At 44.2% G+C, this 18,274-nt stretch carries 16 protein-coding genes and 2 rRNA genes; 14 read left to right on the forward strand and 4 right to left on the reverse strand.

The features are described 5' to 3' along the window. Window positions 1-125: 125 nt before the first annotated feature. The 7 genes from NDN13_RS17105 to NDN13_RS17135 all read left to right on the forward strand — a co-directional run bounded on the left by NDN13_RS17105 (window position 126) and on the right by NDN13_RS17135 (window position 6,551). Window positions 126-3,018, forward strand: a 23S ribosomal RNA gene (locus NDN13_RS17105). Between the two features lie 158 nt (window positions 3,019-3,176). After that, a 5S ribosomal RNA gene (rrf, locus tag NDN13_RS17110) occupies window positions 3,177-3,291 on the forward strand. A 90-nt stretch (window positions 3,292-3,381) separates the two neighbouring features. Continuing rightward, a complete protein-coding gene (locus NDN13_RS17115; protein WP_171550293.1) occupies window positions 3,382-3,774 on the forward strand; it encodes a putative signal transducing protein in 393 nt (130 codons plus the stop codon). 83 nt (window positions 3,775-3,857) lie between these two features. Further along, the gene (locus NDN13_RS17120) at window positions 3,858-4,253 is read left to right on the forward strand and encodes a hypothetical protein (protein WP_251116309.1); all 396 of its coding nucleotides are present in this window, start codon (window positions 3,858-3,860) and stop codon (window positions 4,251-4,253) included. A 66-nt stretch (window positions 4,254-4,319) separates the two neighbouring features. Further along, a complete protein-coding gene (locus tag NDN13_RS17125) occupies window positions 4,320-4,667 on the forward strand; it encodes a GFA family protein (RefSeq protein WP_251116310.1) in 348 nt (115 codons plus the stop codon). Between the two features lie 22 nt (window positions 4,668-4,689). Beyond that, window positions 4,690-5,253, forward strand: coding sequence for a DUF4256 domain-containing protein (locus tag NDN13_RS17130; protein ID WP_251116311.1), 564 nt, complete (start codon window positions 4,690-4,692; stop codon window positions 5,251-5,253). Window positions 5,254-5,387: 134 nt separating this feature from the next. Continuing rightward, window positions 5,388-6,551: an acyl-CoA dehydrogenase family protein gene (locus NDN13_RS17135; RefSeq protein ID WP_251116312.1), complete on the forward strand. Its 1,164-nt coding sequence runs from the start codon at window positions 5,388-5,390 to the stop codon at window positions 6,549-6,551. 60 nt (window positions 6,552-6,611) lie between these two features. Here the strand turns inward: NDN13_RS17135 and NDN13_RS17140 are convergent, their stop codons facing one another. The 4 genes from NDN13_RS17140 to NDN13_RS17155 all read right to left on the reverse strand — a co-directional run bounded on the left by NDN13_RS17140 (window position 6,612) and on the right by NDN13_RS17155 (window position 9,209). Next, window positions 6,612-7,349, reverse strand: a complete 738-nt coding sequence (locus tag NDN13_RS17140) for a hypothetical protein (protein WP_251116313.1) — start codon at window positions 7,347-7,349, stop codon at window positions 6,612-6,614. Between the two features lie 17 nt (window positions 7,350-7,366). Continuing rightward, window positions 7,367-7,984: a DUF6915 family protein gene (locus NDN13_RS17145; RefSeq protein ID WP_251116314.1), complete on the reverse strand. Its 618-nt coding sequence runs from the start codon at window positions 7,982-7,984 to the stop codon at window positions 7,367-7,369. 119 nt (window positions 7,985-8,103) lie between these two features. Next, on the reverse strand, window positions 8,104-8,613 hold the full coding sequence (locus tag NDN13_RS17150) for a GNAT family N-acetyltransferase (RefSeq protein WP_251116315.1): 510 nt from the start codon (window positions 8,611-8,613) through the stop codon (window positions 8,104-8,106). Continuing rightward, window positions 8,610-9,209 carry a TetR/AcrR family transcriptional regulator gene (locus NDN13_RS17155; protein ID WP_171550286.1) on the reverse strand — a complete coding sequence of 200 codons (600 nt, stop codon included), beginning with the start codon at window positions 9,207-9,209 and terminating at the stop codon, window positions 8,610-8,612. Before NDN13_RS17155 ends, NDN13_RS17150 begins: the two co-directional genes overlap by 4 nt. A gap of 195 nt (window positions 9,210-9,404) precedes the next feature. On the opposite strand from NDN13_RS17155, the gene NDN13_RS17160 reads away from it, so the two are divergent. The 7 genes from NDN13_RS17160 to NDN13_RS17190 all read left to right on the forward strand — a co-directional run bounded on the left by NDN13_RS17160 (window position 9,405) and on the right by NDN13_RS17190 (window position 18,265). Beyond that, complete coding sequence (locus tag NDN13_RS17160; protein ID WP_251116316.1) at window positions 9,405-11,204, forward strand: acyclic terpene utilization AtuA family protein; 1,800 nt, start codon at window positions 9,405-9,407, stop codon at window positions 11,202-11,204. A 17-nt stretch (window positions 11,205-11,221) separates the two neighbouring features. Further along, window positions 11,222-11,596: a hypothetical protein gene (locus NDN13_RS17165; protein ID WP_251116317.1), complete on the forward strand. Its 375-nt coding sequence runs from the start codon at window positions 11,222-11,224 to the stop codon at window positions 11,594-11,596. Between the two features lie 52 nt (window positions 11,597-11,648). After that, the gene (locus NDN13_RS17170) at window positions 11,649-12,524 is read left to right on the forward strand and encodes an SDR family oxidoreductase (RefSeq protein WP_251116318.1); all 876 of its coding nucleotides are present in this window, start codon (window positions 11,649-11,651) and stop codon (window positions 12,522-12,524) included. A 2-nt stretch (window positions 12,525-12,526) separates the two neighbouring features. Then, window positions 12,527-14,140, forward strand: coding sequence for an acyl-CoA carboxylase subunit beta (locus tag NDN13_RS17175; RefSeq protein WP_251116319.1), 1,614 nt, complete (start codon window positions 12,527-12,529; stop codon window positions 14,138-14,140). Window positions 14,141-14,216: 76 nt separating this feature from the next. Continuing rightward, the gene (locus NDN13_RS17180) at window positions 14,217-15,377 is read left to right on the forward strand and encodes an acyl-CoA dehydrogenase family protein (RefSeq protein ID WP_004802605.1); all 1,161 of its coding nucleotides are present in this window, start codon (window positions 14,217-14,219) and stop codon (window positions 15,375-15,377) included. A gap of 10 nt (window positions 15,378-15,387) precedes the next feature. After that, window positions 15,388-16,218 (forward strand): enoyl-CoA hydratase/isomerase family protein, encoded by an 831-nt coding sequence (locus tag NDN13_RS17185; protein WP_251116320.1) that lies wholly within the window; start codon window positions 15,388-15,390, stop codon window positions 16,216-16,218. 88 nt (window positions 16,219-16,306) lie between these two features. After that, entirely contained in the window at window positions 16,307-18,265 is a 1,959-nt protein-coding gene (locus NDN13_RS17190; RefSeq protein ID WP_251116321.1) for an acetyl-CoA carboxylase biotin carboxylase subunit, read from the forward strand. Window positions 18,266-18,274 lie beyond the last annotated feature (9 nt).

Consider the following 18,274-nt stretch of genomic DNA (forward strand, 5'->3'; position numbering starts at 1 on the left):
GTTTTGGTATATGAATTTAGATTGAAGCTGTATGGTGATTAAGTTCACAGACAACAAACCAGTGGCAATTAAGTTTGCAACGATAACACTCACTTGTATGTGTTAACGACTGTTTGGGGTTGTATAGTCAAGTAATTAAGTGCATGTGGTGGATGCCTTGGCAGTCAGAGGCGATGAAAGACGTGATAGCCTGCGAAAAGCTCCGGGGAGGCGGCAAATATCCTTTGATCCGGAGATTTCTGAATGGGGGAACCCACCCGCTATAAGGCGGGTATCATAAGCTGAATACATAGGCTTATGAAGCGAACGAGGGGAAGTGAAACATCTCAGTACCCTTAGGAAAAGAAATCAATTGAGATTCCCTTAGTAGCGGCGAGCGAACGGGGAGCAGCCCATTAAGTTGTGTGTGTTCTAGTGGAACGCTCTGGGAAGTGCGAACGTAGAGGGTGATATTCCCGTACACGAAAGGGCACACACAATGATGACGAGTAGGGCGAGGCACGTGAAACCTTGTCTGAATATGGGGGGACCATCCTCCAAGGCTAAATACTCCTGACTGACCGATAGTGAACCAGTACCGTGAGGGAAAGGCGAAAAGAACCCCTGTGAGGGGAGTGAAATAGATCCTGAAACCGCATGCATACAAGCAGTGGGAGCCGACTTGTTCGGTGACTGCGTACCTTTTGTATAATGGGTCAGCGACTTATATTCAGTAGCAAGGTTAACCGCATAGGGGAGCCGTAGAGAAATCGAGTCTTAATAGGGCGTTTAGTTGCTGGGTATAGACCCGAAACCAGGCGATCTATCCATGAGCAGGTTGAAGGTTGGGTAACACTAACTGGAGGACCGAACCCACTGTCGTTGAAAAGCCAGGGGATGACTTGTGGATAGGGGTGAAAGGCTAATCAAGCCTGGTGATAGCTGGTTCTCCCCGAAAGCTATTTAGGTAGCGCCTCGGACGAATACCATTGGGGGTAGAGCACTGTTTCGGCTAGGGGGTCATCCCGACTTACCAAACCGATGCAAACTCCGAATACCAATGAGTACTATCCGGGAGACAGACTGCGGGTGCTAACGTCCGTAGTCAAGAGGAAAACAATCCAGACCGCCAGCTAAGGCCCCAAAATCATAGTTAAGTGGGAAACGATGTGGGAAGGCATAGACAGCTAGGAGGTTGGCTTAGAAGCAGCCACCCTTTAAAGAAAGCGTAATAGCTCACTAGTCGAGTCGGCCTGCGCGGAAGATGTAACGGGGCTAAAACTATGTGCCGAAGCTGCGGATTTACGCATTAGCGTAAGTGGTAGGGGAGCGTTCTGTAAGCCGATGAAGGTGTATTGAGAAGTATGCTGGAGGTATCAGAAGTGCGAATGCTGACGTGAGTAACGACAAAACGGGTGAAAAACCCGTTCGCTGAAAGACCAAGGGTTCCAGTCCAACGTTAATCGGGGCTGGGTGAGTCGACCCCTAAGGCGAGGCCGAGAGGCGTAGTCGATGGGAAATTGGTTAATATTCCAATACTTCTGTGTAATGCGATGAGAGGACGGAGAAGGTTAAGTCAGCCTGGCGTTGGTTGTCCAGGTGGAAGGTTGTAGGCATGCATCTTAGGCAAATCCGGGGTGCTCTATGCTGAGAGCTGATAGCAAGCTGTACTTGTACAGTGAAGTGGCTGATACCATGCTTCCAGGAAAAGTCTCTAAGCTTCAGTTACACAGGAATCGTACCCGAAACCGACACAGGTGGTCAGGTCGAGTAGACCAAAGCGCTTGAGAGAACTCTGCTGAAGGAACTAGGCAAAATGGTACCGTAACTTCGGGAGAAGGTACGCTGCTGACGGTGATGGGACTTGCTCCCTGAGCTATTGGCAGCCACAGAAACCAGGCCGCTGCAACTGTTTATTAAAAACATAGCACTCTGCAAACACGAAAGTGGACGTATAGGGTGTGATGCCTGCCCGGTGCTGGAAGGTTAATTGATGGGGTTAGCGTAAGCGAAGCTCTTGATCGAAGCCCCAGTAAACGGCGGCCGTAACTATAACGGTCCTAAGGTAGCGAAATTCCTTGTCGGGTAAGTTCCGACCTGCACGAATGGCATAATGATGGCGGCGCTGTCTCCAGCAGAGGCTCAGTGAAATCGAAATCGCTGTGAAGATGCAGTGTACCCGCGGCTAGACGGAAAGACCCCGTGAACCTTTACTGCAGCTTGACATTGAACTTTGACCTTACTTGTGTAGGATAGGTGGGAGGCTTTGAAGTACGAACGCTAGTTTGTATGGAGCCGTCCTTGAAATACCACCCTGGTAATGTTGAGGTTCTAACTCTGCCCCGTAATCCGGGGCGAGGACCATGTCTGGTGGGTAGTTTGACTGGGGCGGTCTCCTCCTAAAGAGTAACGGAGGAGTACGAAGGTGCGCTCAGCGTGGTCGGAAATCACGCGTAGAGTATAAAGGCAAAAGCGCGCTTAACTGCGAGACCCACAAGTCGAGCAGGTACGAAAGTAGGTCTTAGTGATCCGGTGGTTCTGTATGGAAGGGCCATCGCTCAACGGATAAAAGGTACTCTGGGGATAACAGGCTGATACCGCCCAAGAGTTCATATCGACGGCGGTGTTTGGCACCTCGATGTCGGCTCATCTCATCCTGGGGCTGAAGCAGGTCCCAAGGGTATGGCTGTTCGCCATTTAAAGAGGTACGCGAGCTGGGTTTAGAACGTCGTGAGACAGTTCGGTCCCTATCTACCGTGGGCGCTGGAAATTTGAGAGGATCTGCTCCTAGTACGAGAGGACCAGAGTGGACGAACCTCTGGTGTACCGGTTGTGACGCCAGTCGCATCGCCGGGTAGCTATGTTCGGAAGGGATAACCGCTGAAAGCATCTAAGCGGGAAGCCTACCTCAAGATAAGATTTCCCTAGGAATTTATTCCTCTAAAGAGCCGTTCGAGACTAGGACGTTGATAGGTTGGGTGTGGAAGCACGGTGACGTGTGAAGCTGACCAATACTAATTGCTCGTGAGGCTTGACTATACAACACCCAAACAGTTGTTGTATTCAAGATAAATTCAATACATAACTTGATTTAGTGTGAAATCTAGTTACAATACAGACCAATTATCTAATCCGTTAATAACTCTTTCGGTACTAAGTGGCAAAAAATGTAAGACCACCCAAAACCAAAACAGTTTGCTGGCGACAATAGCAAGAGTGAACCACCTGATCCCTTCCCGAACTCAGAAGTGAAACCTCTTAGCGCTGATGGTAGTGTGGCACTTGCCATGTGAGAGTAAGTCATCGCCAGCTTTTAAATTAGAACACCCCCAACCTAACCGTTGGGGGTGTTTTTTATTGGATAAAATTTTATATACTGGTTGTTTTTAAGGGCTTTCTGATATGACTTGGATCGTAGTACAAAGCTTTTCATTTCCCTATGAAGCTCAAATTGCTAAAACTCAGTTAGAAGCAGCTGAAATTCCAGCACGTATTGAAAATGAACATACTATTAATATGGATTGGCTTTACTCCAATGCTTTAGGTGGTGTGCGACTGTTAGTTCCTGAAAGCTATGCAGAAGAAGCTAAAGCATTACTTGCTCAAGATTTTAGCCAAGAATTAGAACAACAATTTGGGGCAAGTGAAAGCTGTCCTAAGTGTGGCAGTACCGATATACAGCCTTATACAGAAGGTAAACGCCCCGCTTATGTGGTTTTTCTATTGCTTGGTTTTCCGCTCTTTTCGTATAAAAATGGAACGAAGTGTCGGCAGTGCCAACATTTTTGGAGTTAATGCCGTATAGCAAATCAGCAAGATGTTTTAAATCACCAATGATCTGTATATGCTCAAATTAAAATAAAAAGAGCATTGAAGTTATGAATATTCAGAAAAATATTTTATGGGTAGATTGTACTGCAGCTGCATTTGCTGGGCTGATCGTATTGTTTGCTGCACAATGGTTAAGTCAACTTTATCATTTACCCAAAGGGATTATTGTTTTTGTGGGTTGCGTGAATCTCTTATATGCAAGTTATTCATTTACACTCGCCAATTATAAAAAACGCTCAATGTTCCTCATCAACATCTTGGTGATTGCAAATAGCATCTGGGTCTTGGTTTGTCTGTTTATACTTTGGAGATTTTGGCAACAAATGACTTTCTTTGCTGTGCTCCATATTGCTGGCGAGGCTATCTTTGTTGGTGCTTTGGCTCGATTGGAATATCAATGGCGATATCAACTTACATTTTCTTATCATGAAAGAAATAACTAAATTAAGTGGACATCACTTAAACAGCTTTGTCTAATAGAGGAGAGCATAATAAAAAAGGAAAATAAGATGGAATATAAAGGAAGTTGTCATTGTGGAAAAATCACTTTTGTTGCACAAGGTGATTTGACTGAAGCAATGTCGTGTAACTGCTCGATCTGCCAAAGAAAAGGTTCTTTATTGTGGTTCTTACCGACAGATAAAGTTGATATCTCAATTCAAGAAGATGTTTTAACTCGTTACCAATTTAATAAGCATGTGATCGACCATCATTTTTGTAAGATCTGTGGTATTCATCCTTATGCAACAGGCATTGATCCGCAAGGGAATCAGATGTATGCCATTAATATCAGATGTATCGAAAATTTAGATTTGGAAAGCATCAAAATCAACCTTTTTGATGGCCGTTCGGTTTAACACTCAAATTCAGAGAAGAAAAATGACTAAGAAAAAGCAATTGAATGCGGAACAGACGATCGTGTTGTTTGAGATATTAAAAAAGCGTTTTGAAGCCAATATGCATCGGCATCAGGGTTTGAATTGGGTGGATATCGAGGAGCAATTAAAACAATTTCCTGAAAAGCTATGGGTACTGAATCAAATGGAAGAGACGGGGGGAGAGCCAGACATCATTGTATTGGATGTAAAGTCATCAGAAATGATCTTTTATGATTGTGCCGTAGAAACACCAAAAGGGCGTAGGAGTCTTTGTTATGATCGCGCTGCTTTAGATGCACGTAAAGAACATAAGCCTGAGAACAATGCGGTCGATGTGGCCGAAGCCATAGGAATTGAAATGCTCACAGAAGAGCAATATAGGCAGTTACAGTCAGTTGAGCATTTTGATCTCAAAACCTCAAGTTGGGTAAAAACGCCAGAAGATGTACGTAAATTGGGCGGTGCAATTTTTTGTGATAGTCGTTATGGCCGCGTCTTTACCTATCACAATGGTGCTCAATCCTATTATGCGACCCGTGGGTTTCGTGGCCGATTAAAATTATAGTTTTATAATTCGAACGTGCTTTTGGCATGTTTTTTTAAGCTTTGATTTTGCCAAGCGCTTGCTTGGTTTTTCTGATTTTGCTACTTTAGTGTTCATTCAATAAACAATGATCAATAATTGCTAGGAAGCAGAATATGCACCTTAATCCTTTGTACTACAACGAGCAGCATCTTGCATTTGCCAAGAGCATTCGACGTTTTGTTGAAAAAGAAATTTCGCCTTTTATCAATGAATGGGATGAAAGTGAAACCTTTCCGCGAGAGCTGTATAAGAAAGCCGCAGAGATTGGTTTGTTGGGATTAGGTTTTGAAGAGCAATATGGTGGGATTGCGGGAACAGATGCATTTTATACATTGTTATCTTCGATTGAGCTCGCAAAATGTGCTTCGGGTGGCTTAGCTGCTTCGTTACTGTCACATACCATTGGTGCACCACCAATCCAGCATTTTGCCAATGAAGAGGTTAAAGCTCAGATACTGCCTCAGATTTTGTCAGGTGAAAAAATCTCGGCATTGGCGATTACTGAACCAGGTGGTGGATCAGATGTGGCTTCGCTTAAAACCAAGGCTGTGCGAGACGGTGATTATTTTCTGGTGAGTGGTGAAAAGACCTTTATCACTTCAGGGATGCGAGCAGATTATTATTCAGTGGCAGTGCGTACTGATCCAAATGCCAAAGGGGCAAATGGTATTTCAATGCTTCTCATAGATGCGCATAGTGCAGGGATCAGTAAAACCAAACTGGATAAGATGGGATGGTGGGCATCCGATACGGCACACCTGCATTTTGACAATGTTAAAGTACCTGCCAGCCATTTATTGGGTCCTGAAAATATGGGCTTTCTGGTGATTATGAATAACTTCAATATGGAGCGTTTTTTCCTTGCTGCCAGTAGTTATGGTTTTGCCTTGACGTGTTATGAAGAGGCATTGGATTGGGCACAGCAACGCCAAACCTTTGGTAAGCGTTTGGTCGATCATCAGGTGATGCGTCATAAGTTAGTGGATATGGCCACGCGACTAACGGCAACCCGTACTTTACTCGAAGATACCGCTTATCGTTTAGGCAAACCTGAATTGCAGGGCAGTGAACTGATTGCCCAGATTTGTATGCTGAAGAATGTTGCCACTCAAACCATGCAATTCTGTGCCGATGCTGCAGTGCAGACACTCGGGGGCATGGGCTTTATGCGTGGTACTAAGTCCGAGCGGATCTATCGTGAAGTGAAGGTGAATATGATTGGCGGTGGCGCAGAAGAAATTATGAAGGATTTAATTAGTAAACAGTTGGGCTATTAAAACTGTTTCAAATATCATTCAAAGTGCGGTGAAAACACCGCACTTTTTCCGGTTTAAAATTTATTCTAGTTCAGCCAACTGTTCTAAAGAAATCTGACGGATTTCAAAGATAGGTTGTTTCAGAAATGAGTTCAGTGCTTTGATATCAATAAATTTTATGTTGTCGAGTGCAATACCTTCAATACTATCTTTTTCAGCATCGTAACGAATATCCGCAGTTTGCTCGATAAACTGTTTCAATAATAATGGACTATCACTTAACTCTGAAAGTGGTTTGTTCATCAAGGCTTCGAACTCATAGTCCATCGCATAAATATTGGATTCCCAAGATACATCACTAAAATTCTCATCTTGACTAGAGATAATGCTGCCAGTCTCATAGCCAGAGAAATAGTCTTCTTCTGAATTGATCCAAAGTACATAGCAAGGTTGTGTCGCATCGATTTCTAAGAGTTGATACCAGACGATACCTGAAATTTGGGCAAATTCGAAAGCATCGTCTTCATTCAGTTTTGGAATTTCACCACCTTCGATATCAAACTTTTTACCCGTTTTTTCTAATACCAAAGCTTCAAGTTTTTCGTAGATTTCATCATCTACTTCACCATTACCGATGTCATAGTTACAGAGTTCATCATAATATAAGCCCTCAACAATTAAGGTTTTATAGGCCTTTTCTGCTTCAACTTTATCTGTATAAATCTGTTTGATTGCCCCAGTTGAAACGCAGTTGGTGAGATGCCATTCGTCATTATAGGCAAAGTCATTTTGACGAATCACGTATTGGATATTGCTCATTTTTATTTCCCCTTAAGTTAAGCAATTTTAGTTTTTAATTCTTGCAGCTTAGCTGCACTAGGCGGCACAGCCATGCCATTGTCCATCCAGAGTTCAAAACGCATCGGGTTGAAAAAGAAATCGGGACGAATATCAAAATCGATCAATCTGGCTTTACCTTTCCCCATCATCGGAAGAATGGTATTGATAAACCAACTATTGTGGGTGATCAGTAACGACTTTAATTGTCCTGTCACCGATAAGGGAGAGAGTAGTGTTGCTGATACTTTTGGGTCGTCAATCACATCAGCGTGGAATTTCTCTAGGCGTTTTGCTAACCCATCTGTAGGGATATCCTGCATCGCTGCAACAAAATCACCTAAAGTTGGAATAAAGCGGTGATGGAAATCAACCAATAGGTGATCTTTTTCACACAGGTCTTTCACCTCAATGCTTTTACCTGCACTATTTTCGAAGTGATGTCCAAAGATCGGAATAATGACTTCCTGAACACCCCAAAAGGTATGCAAGATACGATGGCGATTGTCGGTACACAACATTTTGGTACTGTCGATTAGAGCATGAATATCAATATAATCTTCAAGCTCGCCCCCACGACGTTTCACCGAAATATTGGCATGTTGTACTGGATTCATTTTTACGAATTCTTATAATCATTTGATGTTTAAGAACAATAGCAGCTTTCTTATACAACGAACATAGATAAATAGGCGTGAGCGATAAGCTGTGTCGTGCTTAAATTGGACTCAATTTTTTAGAATGCCTGATATTTTTTATCGGTCCAATCGGCATTTAAAATTGCCCAACGTTCATGATCTTTCCATTCTTTTCCACCAACGCGCAGGTACTGGCGGGAGAAGCCTTCTTTTATAAAACCTGCATGTGTGACAAGGCGAATAGAGGACAGATTGTCTGGTTGGATATTGGCTTCTAGTCGATGCAGATTGAGAGTTTGAAATGCTTCTTGTAAAACCAGTTGCAGTCCTTGTCGCATATAGCCATGTCCGGCATAAGGAGAAAAGGCTTCATAACCCAAGTAAGCAGAATGAAAGTAACCTCGAACGATATTGGAGATATTAAAGGTGCCAACAATGGCATGATTTTCTTTCAAGCAGACAAAATAACGATGTTCTTGTGCGAGATATTGTTGAAAGTCTGTTGGTGGATAAGTCCAAGGTTGATGGAGTTGAATACTATTTGGGTAGGCAAGTTTGATTTCAGCTAAATCGCTGAGTTGAGGCTTACGCAAATAGATAGCACTCATTTCACCGCCATTTCCCAAACCATTTCAGTCAACTCATCAATTTTGACTTTACCTTCTGGTCTATACCACGTCACGGTCCAAGAAATTGAGCCACCAAGCAAACGACGCCAGATAAACGCATCGTGTTTGACTTTGCCTTGAGCACGTAGTTTTTCAATCACATCCAGCCAGACTTGCTCATATTCATTACGCATTTTCAGCAGGTAATCTTGTTTTTCTTTAGAAAGGGCAAACCATTCGTGTACCAATACCGCCATCGCAGCGCCTGTATCACCTGCAATCGACAGCAATTCAGACTTAATTAAATGACGTAACTGTTGTTCGGGGTCAGTTGAGCGTTCAGCAGCTTCTTTTAAACGGGCGAAGTTATAGATAATGGTTTGTTCCATCACAGTCGCCAGAATTTCATCTTTACTTTTAAAATGATGAAACAGGCTGCCCGATTGAATGCCAATAAATTCACCGAGTTGACGAACCGTCGTTTTGTCATAACCTTGCTTATAAAACAGATAGGCAGCACCTTGCAGTAAACGTCCACGTGGACTGTCATCAAAACAAACAATTTTGGGTATTTGCTCAATTGAGGTTGCGATCATGCCTATCCGTCTATCCCGTTTAATCTAAAGTGTATTGTAACAAAATTCATTTGATGCATTGTCTTATCTTTTTATAACAAGCATTTGCTTGAGTTTGTCTATTTTTGCCAATACAGCATAGCATTATGCACTTTACAAACCAAGCACTTGCTTGGTAATGTTAAGGCGTTTTTAGCAATAACAATGAGAAAGCGCATGACAACTGTCAGACAGGATGACCAGAGGGTAGTTAAAATTGGGTGTGCATCAGGCTTCTGGGGCGATACCAACACTGCTGCATTTCAGTTGGTGCATCTGAGTGATATTGATTATTTGGTCTTTGATTATCTGTCAGAAATCACCATGTCGATTATGGCGAAGGCGATGATGATGGATCCAAATCATGGTTATGCACTGGATTTTGTCAGTCGAGTGATGTCCCCCCTGATCAATAAAATTGCTGAGAAAAAAACAAAAGTGATTAGCAATGCAGGTGGGGTAAACCCACTGGCTTGCCGTGATGCCCTACAGAAAATCATTGATGAAAAGGGCTTAAATTTAAAAGTTGCAGTGGTATTGGGTGATGATGTACTGCCGAAGCATGCTGAATTACTCACCCAAAATGTTCAGGAAATGTTTAATGGCGATGCCTTGCCTGCACATGTTGCCAGTAGTAATGCCTACCTCGGTGCTGTTGCGATTCGCGATGCCTTGGACTTAGGTGCTGATATTGTGATTACTGGCCGTGTGGTCGATTCAGCGGTTGTGCTTGCTCCATTATTACATGAGTACAAATGGTCACTGGATGATTATGACAAGCTGGCACAAGGTTCATTGGCAGGACATGTGATTGAATGCGGTGCACAGTGTACAGGTGGAAACTTTACTGATTGGCGTCTCGTTCAAGGCTTTGACAACATGGGCTTTCCGATCGTGGAAGTTAGTGCTGATGCTTCATTTATTGTGACCAAGCCGAAAGGGACAGGTGGCCTCGTTTCAACTGCAACCGTAGCAGAGCAGATTGTCTATGAGATCGGCAATCCACAAGCCTATCTTTTACCTGATGTGAGTGCTGATTTTAGCCAAGTCCATTTAGAACAGGTAGGAGAGCATCGGGTCAAAGTGAAAGGTGCAACAGGGCGTGCGCCAACTCAGCAATATAAAGTGAGTGCTACCTATGCCGATGGTTATCGTGTTTTGGTTAGTTTCTTGATTGCAGGTCGTGAAGCGCCAGAAAAAGCCCAAGTGATCGCCGATGCCATTATCAACAAATGTGAACGGGTGTTAGCACTACGTTCAGTTCCTCCTTTTAGTGAAAAGTCGGTTGAGATTCTCGGGATTGAAAGCACTTATGGTGCACATGCGAAAGTGAAAGATAGCCGTGAAGTAGTGGTCAAAATCGCGGTTAAGCACTTGTTTAAAGAAGCTTGTATGTTCTTTGCTTCTGAAATTGCCCAAGCTTCTACAGGGATGGCACCTGCATTGGCGGGAATCGTCGGCGGTCGACCTAAAGCCTCGGCAGTGGTGAAGCTATTTTCTTTCTTGATTGATAAAGATCAATTAAAGGTAGAAGTCGACTTTGCAGGACAGCGTTATCCCGTTCAAATCCCCGTTGGACAAGCTTCACAGGATTATATGCAGCATCTCGTTGGTGACGTAGCCGTATATCAAGGTGATGAGATTGAAGTTCCTCTAGTTGAAGTTGCACATGCACGCAGTGGCGATAAGGGCAATCACAGCAATATCGGGGTGATTGCGCGTAAAGCTGAATATTTACCGTGGATCCGTGCTGCACTGACAGAAGCGAATGTTGCAGCGTATATGCAGCATGTTTTAGATCCTGAAAAATCAAAAGTGATTCGTTATGAACTGCCTGCCATGCATGCACTGAATTTCATGTTGGAAAATGCATTGGGCGGTGGGGGTATTGCCAGCTTACGAATTGACCCACAAGGTAAAGCCTTTGCACAGCAATTATTGGATATGCCGGTGAAAGTGCCAGCGAAGTTACTTTAATTTTAGAGAGTTTTTTTATGGGTTATGACATTCATATTACTCGTAAGCCATTTTACTTTGACGAAAATGGTGAGGAAATCTCTTTGGATGAATGGAAAACATTTGTTCAACAGGATTCAGAAATGAGCTTAGATAATTTTGCAGAAGTGGCCGTGGGTAATGAACAAATTTTACGTGTAGAAAGTGATGGGTTGGCTGTTTGGAATGTTTATAGTAAACACGATCAAAATGGCAATAAGGCTTGGTTTGATTGGTGTAATGGAGCAATTCATGTAAAAAATCCTGATCATGAAATCTTAAAAAAAATGTGGCTTATCGCTCAGCAGCTCTCTGCAAAAGTTCAGGGGGATGAAGGTGAATTTTATGATGCGAATGGCAATAGTATTGGATAGTTTTTTAGATTTGATCAAACAAAAGAAAGATTAATTGAAGGAAATAATAAACATGGCTTATCAATCAATTTTCAGGACAGATGCATTTGCTGACAAAGTGGTGATCGTCACAGGTGGTGGTTCGGGTATTGGCCGTTGTACTGCACATGAGTTGGCTTCTTTAGGCGCACAAGTGGTCATCACAGGCCGAAAAGTTGAAAAACTAGAAAAAGTCAGCCAAGAAATTCTGGAAGATGGAGGCAAAGTCCATTTCATCGTCTGTGATAACCGTGATGAAGAACAAGTTAAAAGCATGATTGCAGAAGTGCTGGAAAAATTTGGCAAGCTTGACGGTTTAGTCAATAACGCGGGGGGACAATTTCCTTCTGCATTAGAGAATATTTCTGCCAATGGTTTTGATGCCGTGGTTCGTAATAACCTACATTCAACCTTTTACCTGATGCGTGAAGCCTATAACCAGTGGATGGCAAAGCATGGCGGCAGTATCGTTAATATGACCGCAGATATGTGGGGTGGTATGCCGGGCATGGGCCATTCAGGCGCAGCACGTTCAGGTGTTGATAACCTAACCAAAACGGCTTCAGTGGAATGGGGGAAATCTGGGGTACGTGTCAATGCGGTTGCACCAGGTTGGATTATTTCTTCGGGCATGGACAACTATAGTGGTGATTTTGCCAAAGTGATAATTCCAAGTTTAGCGAGTAATGTTCCATTAAAACGAATGGGCACAGAGTCAGAAATCTCTTCAGCGATTTGCTATTTACTTTCAGATGCTGCTGCTTTTGTATCTGGTGTCACCCTGCGCATTGATGGGGCTGCTTCACAAGGTACACGTATGTATCCATTGGCAGATGCGACCAATAATGACGCCTTTAATGGTTTCCATCGTGCTTTTATCCCTGACATCTTCAAAACAGATGGAGAATAAACATGAGTATTCTCCAATCTGAAATTACGGTGGGTAGTGAACAATACCAGCAAAATCGAGAGGCTTTATTGGCACAGCTGGCTGAAGTTCGTGCCGTGCAGCAAAAAAGCATCGATAAATCTTATGCGGCAAAACCCAAGTTTGATAAGAAAGGCAAAATCTTACCGCATGAGCGTATTCGCTTACTGTTAGATGCAGATTCACCTTTTGTTGAGTTGTGTGGCTTAGTTGGCTACAACATGCATGACGATAAAGATGGTTCCGAAGCAGGCGGTGGTGTGATTGCAGGCATCGGCTTTGTCAGTGGTGTACGTGCGCTGGTTTCTGCCAGTAACAGCGCGATCAAAGGTGGCACCATGTCACCGATGGGGGTGCATAAGACCCTACGCCTGCAAAAGATCGCATTAGAACAAAAGTTGCCGATGGTCACTTTGACTGAAAGTGGTGGGGCAAACTTGAACTATGCTGCGGAAGTATTTACCTATGGCGGTATGACTTTTGCCAATCAGGCACGCTTATCTGCGGCGGGGATTCCACAGGTCGCTGTAGTGCATGGCAACGCAACTGCGGGTGGAGCTTATCAGCCGGGTTTGTCTGACTATGTGATCGCGGTGCGCAAGCAAACGGAAATGTTGTTGGCAGGTCCACCGCTGTTATTGGCAGCAACAGGGGAAGTGGCAACTGCGGAAGAACTGGGCGGTGCAGAAATGCATACCCAAGTTTCAGGTGTCGCAGAATATTTAGCTGAAAATGATGCCGATGGGATTCGCTTAGCACGTGAGATTTTCGAACATCTGAACTGGAAAGAGCAAACTGCACAATCCAATCGGAATTATAAAGAACCACGTTATGCTGTTGAAGAGCTGTTAGGCATTGTTCCACAAGATCCAAAGCAACCTTTTGATATGAAAGAGATCATTGCACGGATTATTGATAATTCGGATTTTCTCGAATTTAAGCAGGAATATGATGCTTTAACTGTTTGCGGTTGGGCCAAAGTGGGTGGACTACACATTGGCATTATTACCAATAATGGGCCGATTACCCCACAAGGGGCAGCCAAAGCAGCACAGTTTATTCATCTGTGTGAGCAGACCCAACGACCGCTTTTATTCCTGCATAACACTACAGGTTTTATGGTCGGAACCGATGCTGAGCAGAACGGGATTATTAAACATGGTTCTAAACTGATCCAAGCGGTTGCCAATGCGACAGTACCCAAGATTTCGATTGTGGTGGCAGGCTCTTATGGGGCAGGTAACTATGCGATGTGTGGGCGTAGTTTGTCCCCGCAATTTATCTTTGCATGGCCAAACTCACATGTCGCGGTGATGGGCGCGGCACAAGCTGGCAAAGTCTTACGTATCGTGGCTGAGGGCAAGCAAAAAGCCTCGGGAATGGAACCGAATCCGCAGATGCTGGATTTCTTGGAACAAAGTACAGCGATGAAATTGGAACAGCAGTCGACGGCTTTATTCAATACCGCAATGCTACATGACGATGGCATCATCGATCCGAGAGATACCCGTAAAGTATTGATATTTTTATTACAAACTATTTATGAAGCACAACAACGTGAGTTAAATCCAACACGTTTTGGTGTGTCGAGATTTTAATTTTTAACACCCTCATCCTAGCCTTCTCCCAGAGGGAGAGGGTTAGGGGGAAAACAATTTTTAAGGAACAAAAACAATGAAATTTACCGCAGAACATGATGCTTTACGCCGTACCACACGCCAGTTTGTTGAAAATGAATTAAACCCATTTATCCCAGAATGGGAAGAAGCGGGCCGTTTTCCGATTCATGACGTATTTAAGAAAATGGGAGACTTGGGTTTATTGGGGATTTGTAAGCCTGAAGAAAATGGCGGTTTAGGACTCGATTATTCATACAACCTTGTGGTGGCAGAAGAGTTAGGTCGAGCTGCTTGTGGTGGTGTGCCACTGGCGATTGGTGTGCAAACTGATATGGCAACGCCTGCACTGGCTCGTTTTGGCAGTAAGGAACTACGCGATGAGTTTTTAAATCCTGCCATTCGTGGTGAATATGTCGCGTCGATTGCAGTCTCGGAAGTGCATGCTGGTTCTGATGTGGCAGCCATCAAAACCACAGCAAAAAAAGATGGTGATGATTATGTGATTAATGGCAGCAAGATGTGGATCACTAACTCCCTGCAAGCTGATTTCTTCTGTCTATTAGCCAATACCTCTGATGACAAACCACATGTGAATAAATCCATGATTATTGTTCCTGCAAAAACGGCAGGGATTAGCTTTTCAGAACCTTTAAATAAATTGGGGATGCGCTCCACCACCACGGCACAGGTCTACTTCGACAATGTGCGTGTACCACAACGTAACTTAGTTGGGGTGGAAGGCATGGGCTTTATGATGCAAATGATGCAGTTCCAAGAGGAGCGTATGTGGGCCTGTATCAATGCGGTGGGGGGCATGGAGAAAGTCATTCAGCAAACCATTGATTACACCAGAGAACGAACCACGTTTGGTCAGCCTTTAATTCATAACCAATATGTACATTTCCGTTTTGCTGAACTGATGACAGAAGTTGCGGCATTAAAAGCCTTAACCCTTCAAGCCTGTGAACAGCATATTGCGGGTGAAGATGTCACGTTAATGGCTTCAATGGCGAAGTTGAAAGCAGGGCGATTAAGCCGTGAAGTGGCAGATAGCTGTCTACAATATTGGGGTGGTAATGGTTTTATGTGGGATAACCCTGCATCGCAACTGTTCCGTGATGGTCGCTTAGGTTCGATTGGCGGTGGCGCAGATGAAATTATGCTCGGAATCATTTGTAAGCTCACCGACATTCTGCCGAAGAAACAGAAAAACTAGGAGCAGAAGCATGACAGTTGCAACTTCTCTTGCGGGCTTAGCGTTAGATGACAGCATTCAGCTCGAACAGCAAGGCGGTATTTTAACGCTATGGCTGAATCGTCCTGAAAGCCGTAATGCCATGAGTTTAAAGATGGTCACTGCCATTCAACAGGTGTTTAGCCAGATTACCGATGATGTATCCATTCGCGCTGTGGTTTTACGTGGTCAAGGCGGGCATTTCTGTGCAGGTGGCGATATCAAGGATATGGCTGCATTACGTGTTGAAGCAGCCAATACGGGTAGCTTAGAGCCTTATGTGGATTTTAACCGTCGTTTTGGTGCCATGATTGAACAAGTGGATCAAGCACCGCAAACCGTTGTGGTGGTTTTGGAAGGAGCAGTACTCGGTGGCGGATTTGGTCTGGCTTGTGTTTCAGATATTGCCATCAGCCGTGATACTGCACAGTTTGGCCTACCTGAAACAGGCTTAGGTATTTTGCCTGCACAGATTGCGCCTTTTGTGGTGAAGCGGATTGGTCTGACTCAAGCCCGTCGTTTGGCGTTATTGGGTTTACGTTTTGATGGCAAGACGGCTTTGGATTTGGGTGTTGTTCACCAAGTTGCACAAGATGATGTTGCGCTTGAACAACAGCTTACAGAGATCATTCAGCAAATTAAACGTGCTGCACCATTGGCTTCCCGTACCACCAAAGCTTTATTACATCGGACACTGAATGAGCCTTTAGGGCAGCTTTTGGATGATGCGGCACAACAGTTTGCTCAGGCTGTCGGCGGCGCAGAAGGACAAGAAGGCACCATGGCCTTTATTCAAAAACGTAATCCAAATTGGTTTGACTAAAATTTCCTCCAAATCCGTTTTATTAAACAAGAGGGACTTCCTCCGTTAATAGGCGGATTGAGAGGGATTTAATAATCGAGATGAAACAATGAGTTTTTCAAAAGTCTTAGTGGCAAACCGTGGTGAAATTGCTGTTCGTGTGATGCAAACAGCTAAAGCAATGGGCTATCAAACGGTTGCGGTGTATTCAGATGCAGATGCCAATGCCCGTCATGTCCAGCTGGCGGATGAAGCGGTTTATATCGGTGCATCTAAAGTTTCAGAATCCTATTTATCCATTGCCAATATTATTGCAGCCTGTCAGAAGACTGGTGCGGATGCGGTCCATCCAGGTTATGGCTTTCTGTCTGAAAATACCGACTTTGCTCAGGCTTGTCTTGATCATGGTATCACTTTTATTGGGCCGACCGCTGCTGCCATCGAGTTGATGGGCAGTAAACGTCTTTCTAAAATTGCCATGATTCAAGCAGGTGTACCTTGTGTGCCTGGTTATGAAGGTGATCAGCAAGGCCTTGATTATCTGGCTGAACAAGCTGAGAAGATTGGCTATCCTTTAATGGTCAAAGCCTCGGCAGGTGGTGGTGGGCGAGGCATGCGTTTGGTCCAAGATGCTGCTGATGTATTGGACGCATTAAAAACAGCGCGTTCGGAAGCAGAAAATGCTTTTGGTTCGGGTGAGTTGATCTTAGAGAAAGCGGTGATTGCCCCAAGGCATGTCGAGATACAGGTCTTTGGAGATACACATGGCAATTATGTGTATTTATTTGAAAGGGATTGTTCGATTCAACGCCGTCATCAAAAAGTCGTCGAAGAAGCACCTTGTCCAGTAATGACACCTGAACTACGTCAGAAAATGGGTGAGGCTGCTGTTGCGGCAGCACAGGCGTGTGATTATGTTGGGGCAGGCACGGTCGAGTTTCTGCTTGATCAATCGGGTGAATTCTATTTCTTGGAAATGAATACGCGTCTGCAAGTCGAACATCCAGTCACTGAAATGGTCACAGGCTTGGATTTGGTGGAATGGCAATTGCGTGTTGCCAATGGCGAAACCCTGCCTTTACAACAACATGAGTTGAGCTTAAACGGACATGCGATCGAAGTCCGTTTATATGCAGAAGATCCACGTCAAGACTTCCTGCCACAAACAGGTAAAGTACTGCGTTGGCAAGCAGCGGGTGCTGATGGTAGCTTACCCAATGTCCGTATTGATCATGGCATGCTGGAGCATGGTGAAATCAGCCCATTCTATGATCCGATGGTGGCGAAAGTGATTGCCTATGGCAAGACCCGTCAGGATGCGATTCGTCTGCTTGCCAAAGCGGTGGATGATTGTGTCTTGCTTGGTGTGAATAGTAATAAGCAGTTCCTTGTCAATTTATTGCGTCATCCGATCATTGTGGCTGGGGATACCAACACCGCATTTATTCAACAGCACTTCCAAGAGGATATCAGCCTGCACCAGCAAGTTTTGCCGCTTGAGACTTTAGCTGTGGCAGCAGCACTGTTTACCCAGCAAAATCAGAAACAAGTGGCTTGGCAAACCGGTGTGGGTATGCCGTTTCCACTGAAACTGAAATATGCCGATCAGCAGATACTGCTGCATGTGCAAAATGATCAGCAGCAGGTCAAAGTTGAGCTATGTGACCAACAAGCAACGATCAAGATTGTAAGCATCAGTGATGTGCAGATTGTTTATAGCTTTGAAGGTGTTCGACGCAAGCTCGCTTATGTCTTTGATCAAAATCAGCTGTATCTAGATACAGGCAATGGCAATGTGCTCATTGAAAATACCACCTATGCAGTACCAGAAGCGGCTGAGGTGGTGGGTGATGGCAAAATTCGTGCACCAATGGACGGTGCGATTGTGAATTTGCTGGTCAATGTTGGAGATTCAGTAACAAAAGGACAAACCTTATTGGTGCTTGAGGCGATGAAGATTCAGCAACAAATCAAATCCGATGTCGATGGTGTTGTCGAGGAGTTGATTGGTCAAGTCGGGCAACAAGTGAAAAAACGTCAATTGTTATTAAATCTCAGCACGACTTGAAGACAACAT

The sequence above is a fragment of the Acinetobacter sp. C32I genome (genome assembly GCF_023702715.1).
Taxonomy (GTDB): Bacteria; Pseudomonadota; Gammaproteobacteria; order Pseudomonadales; family Moraxellaceae; genus Acinetobacter.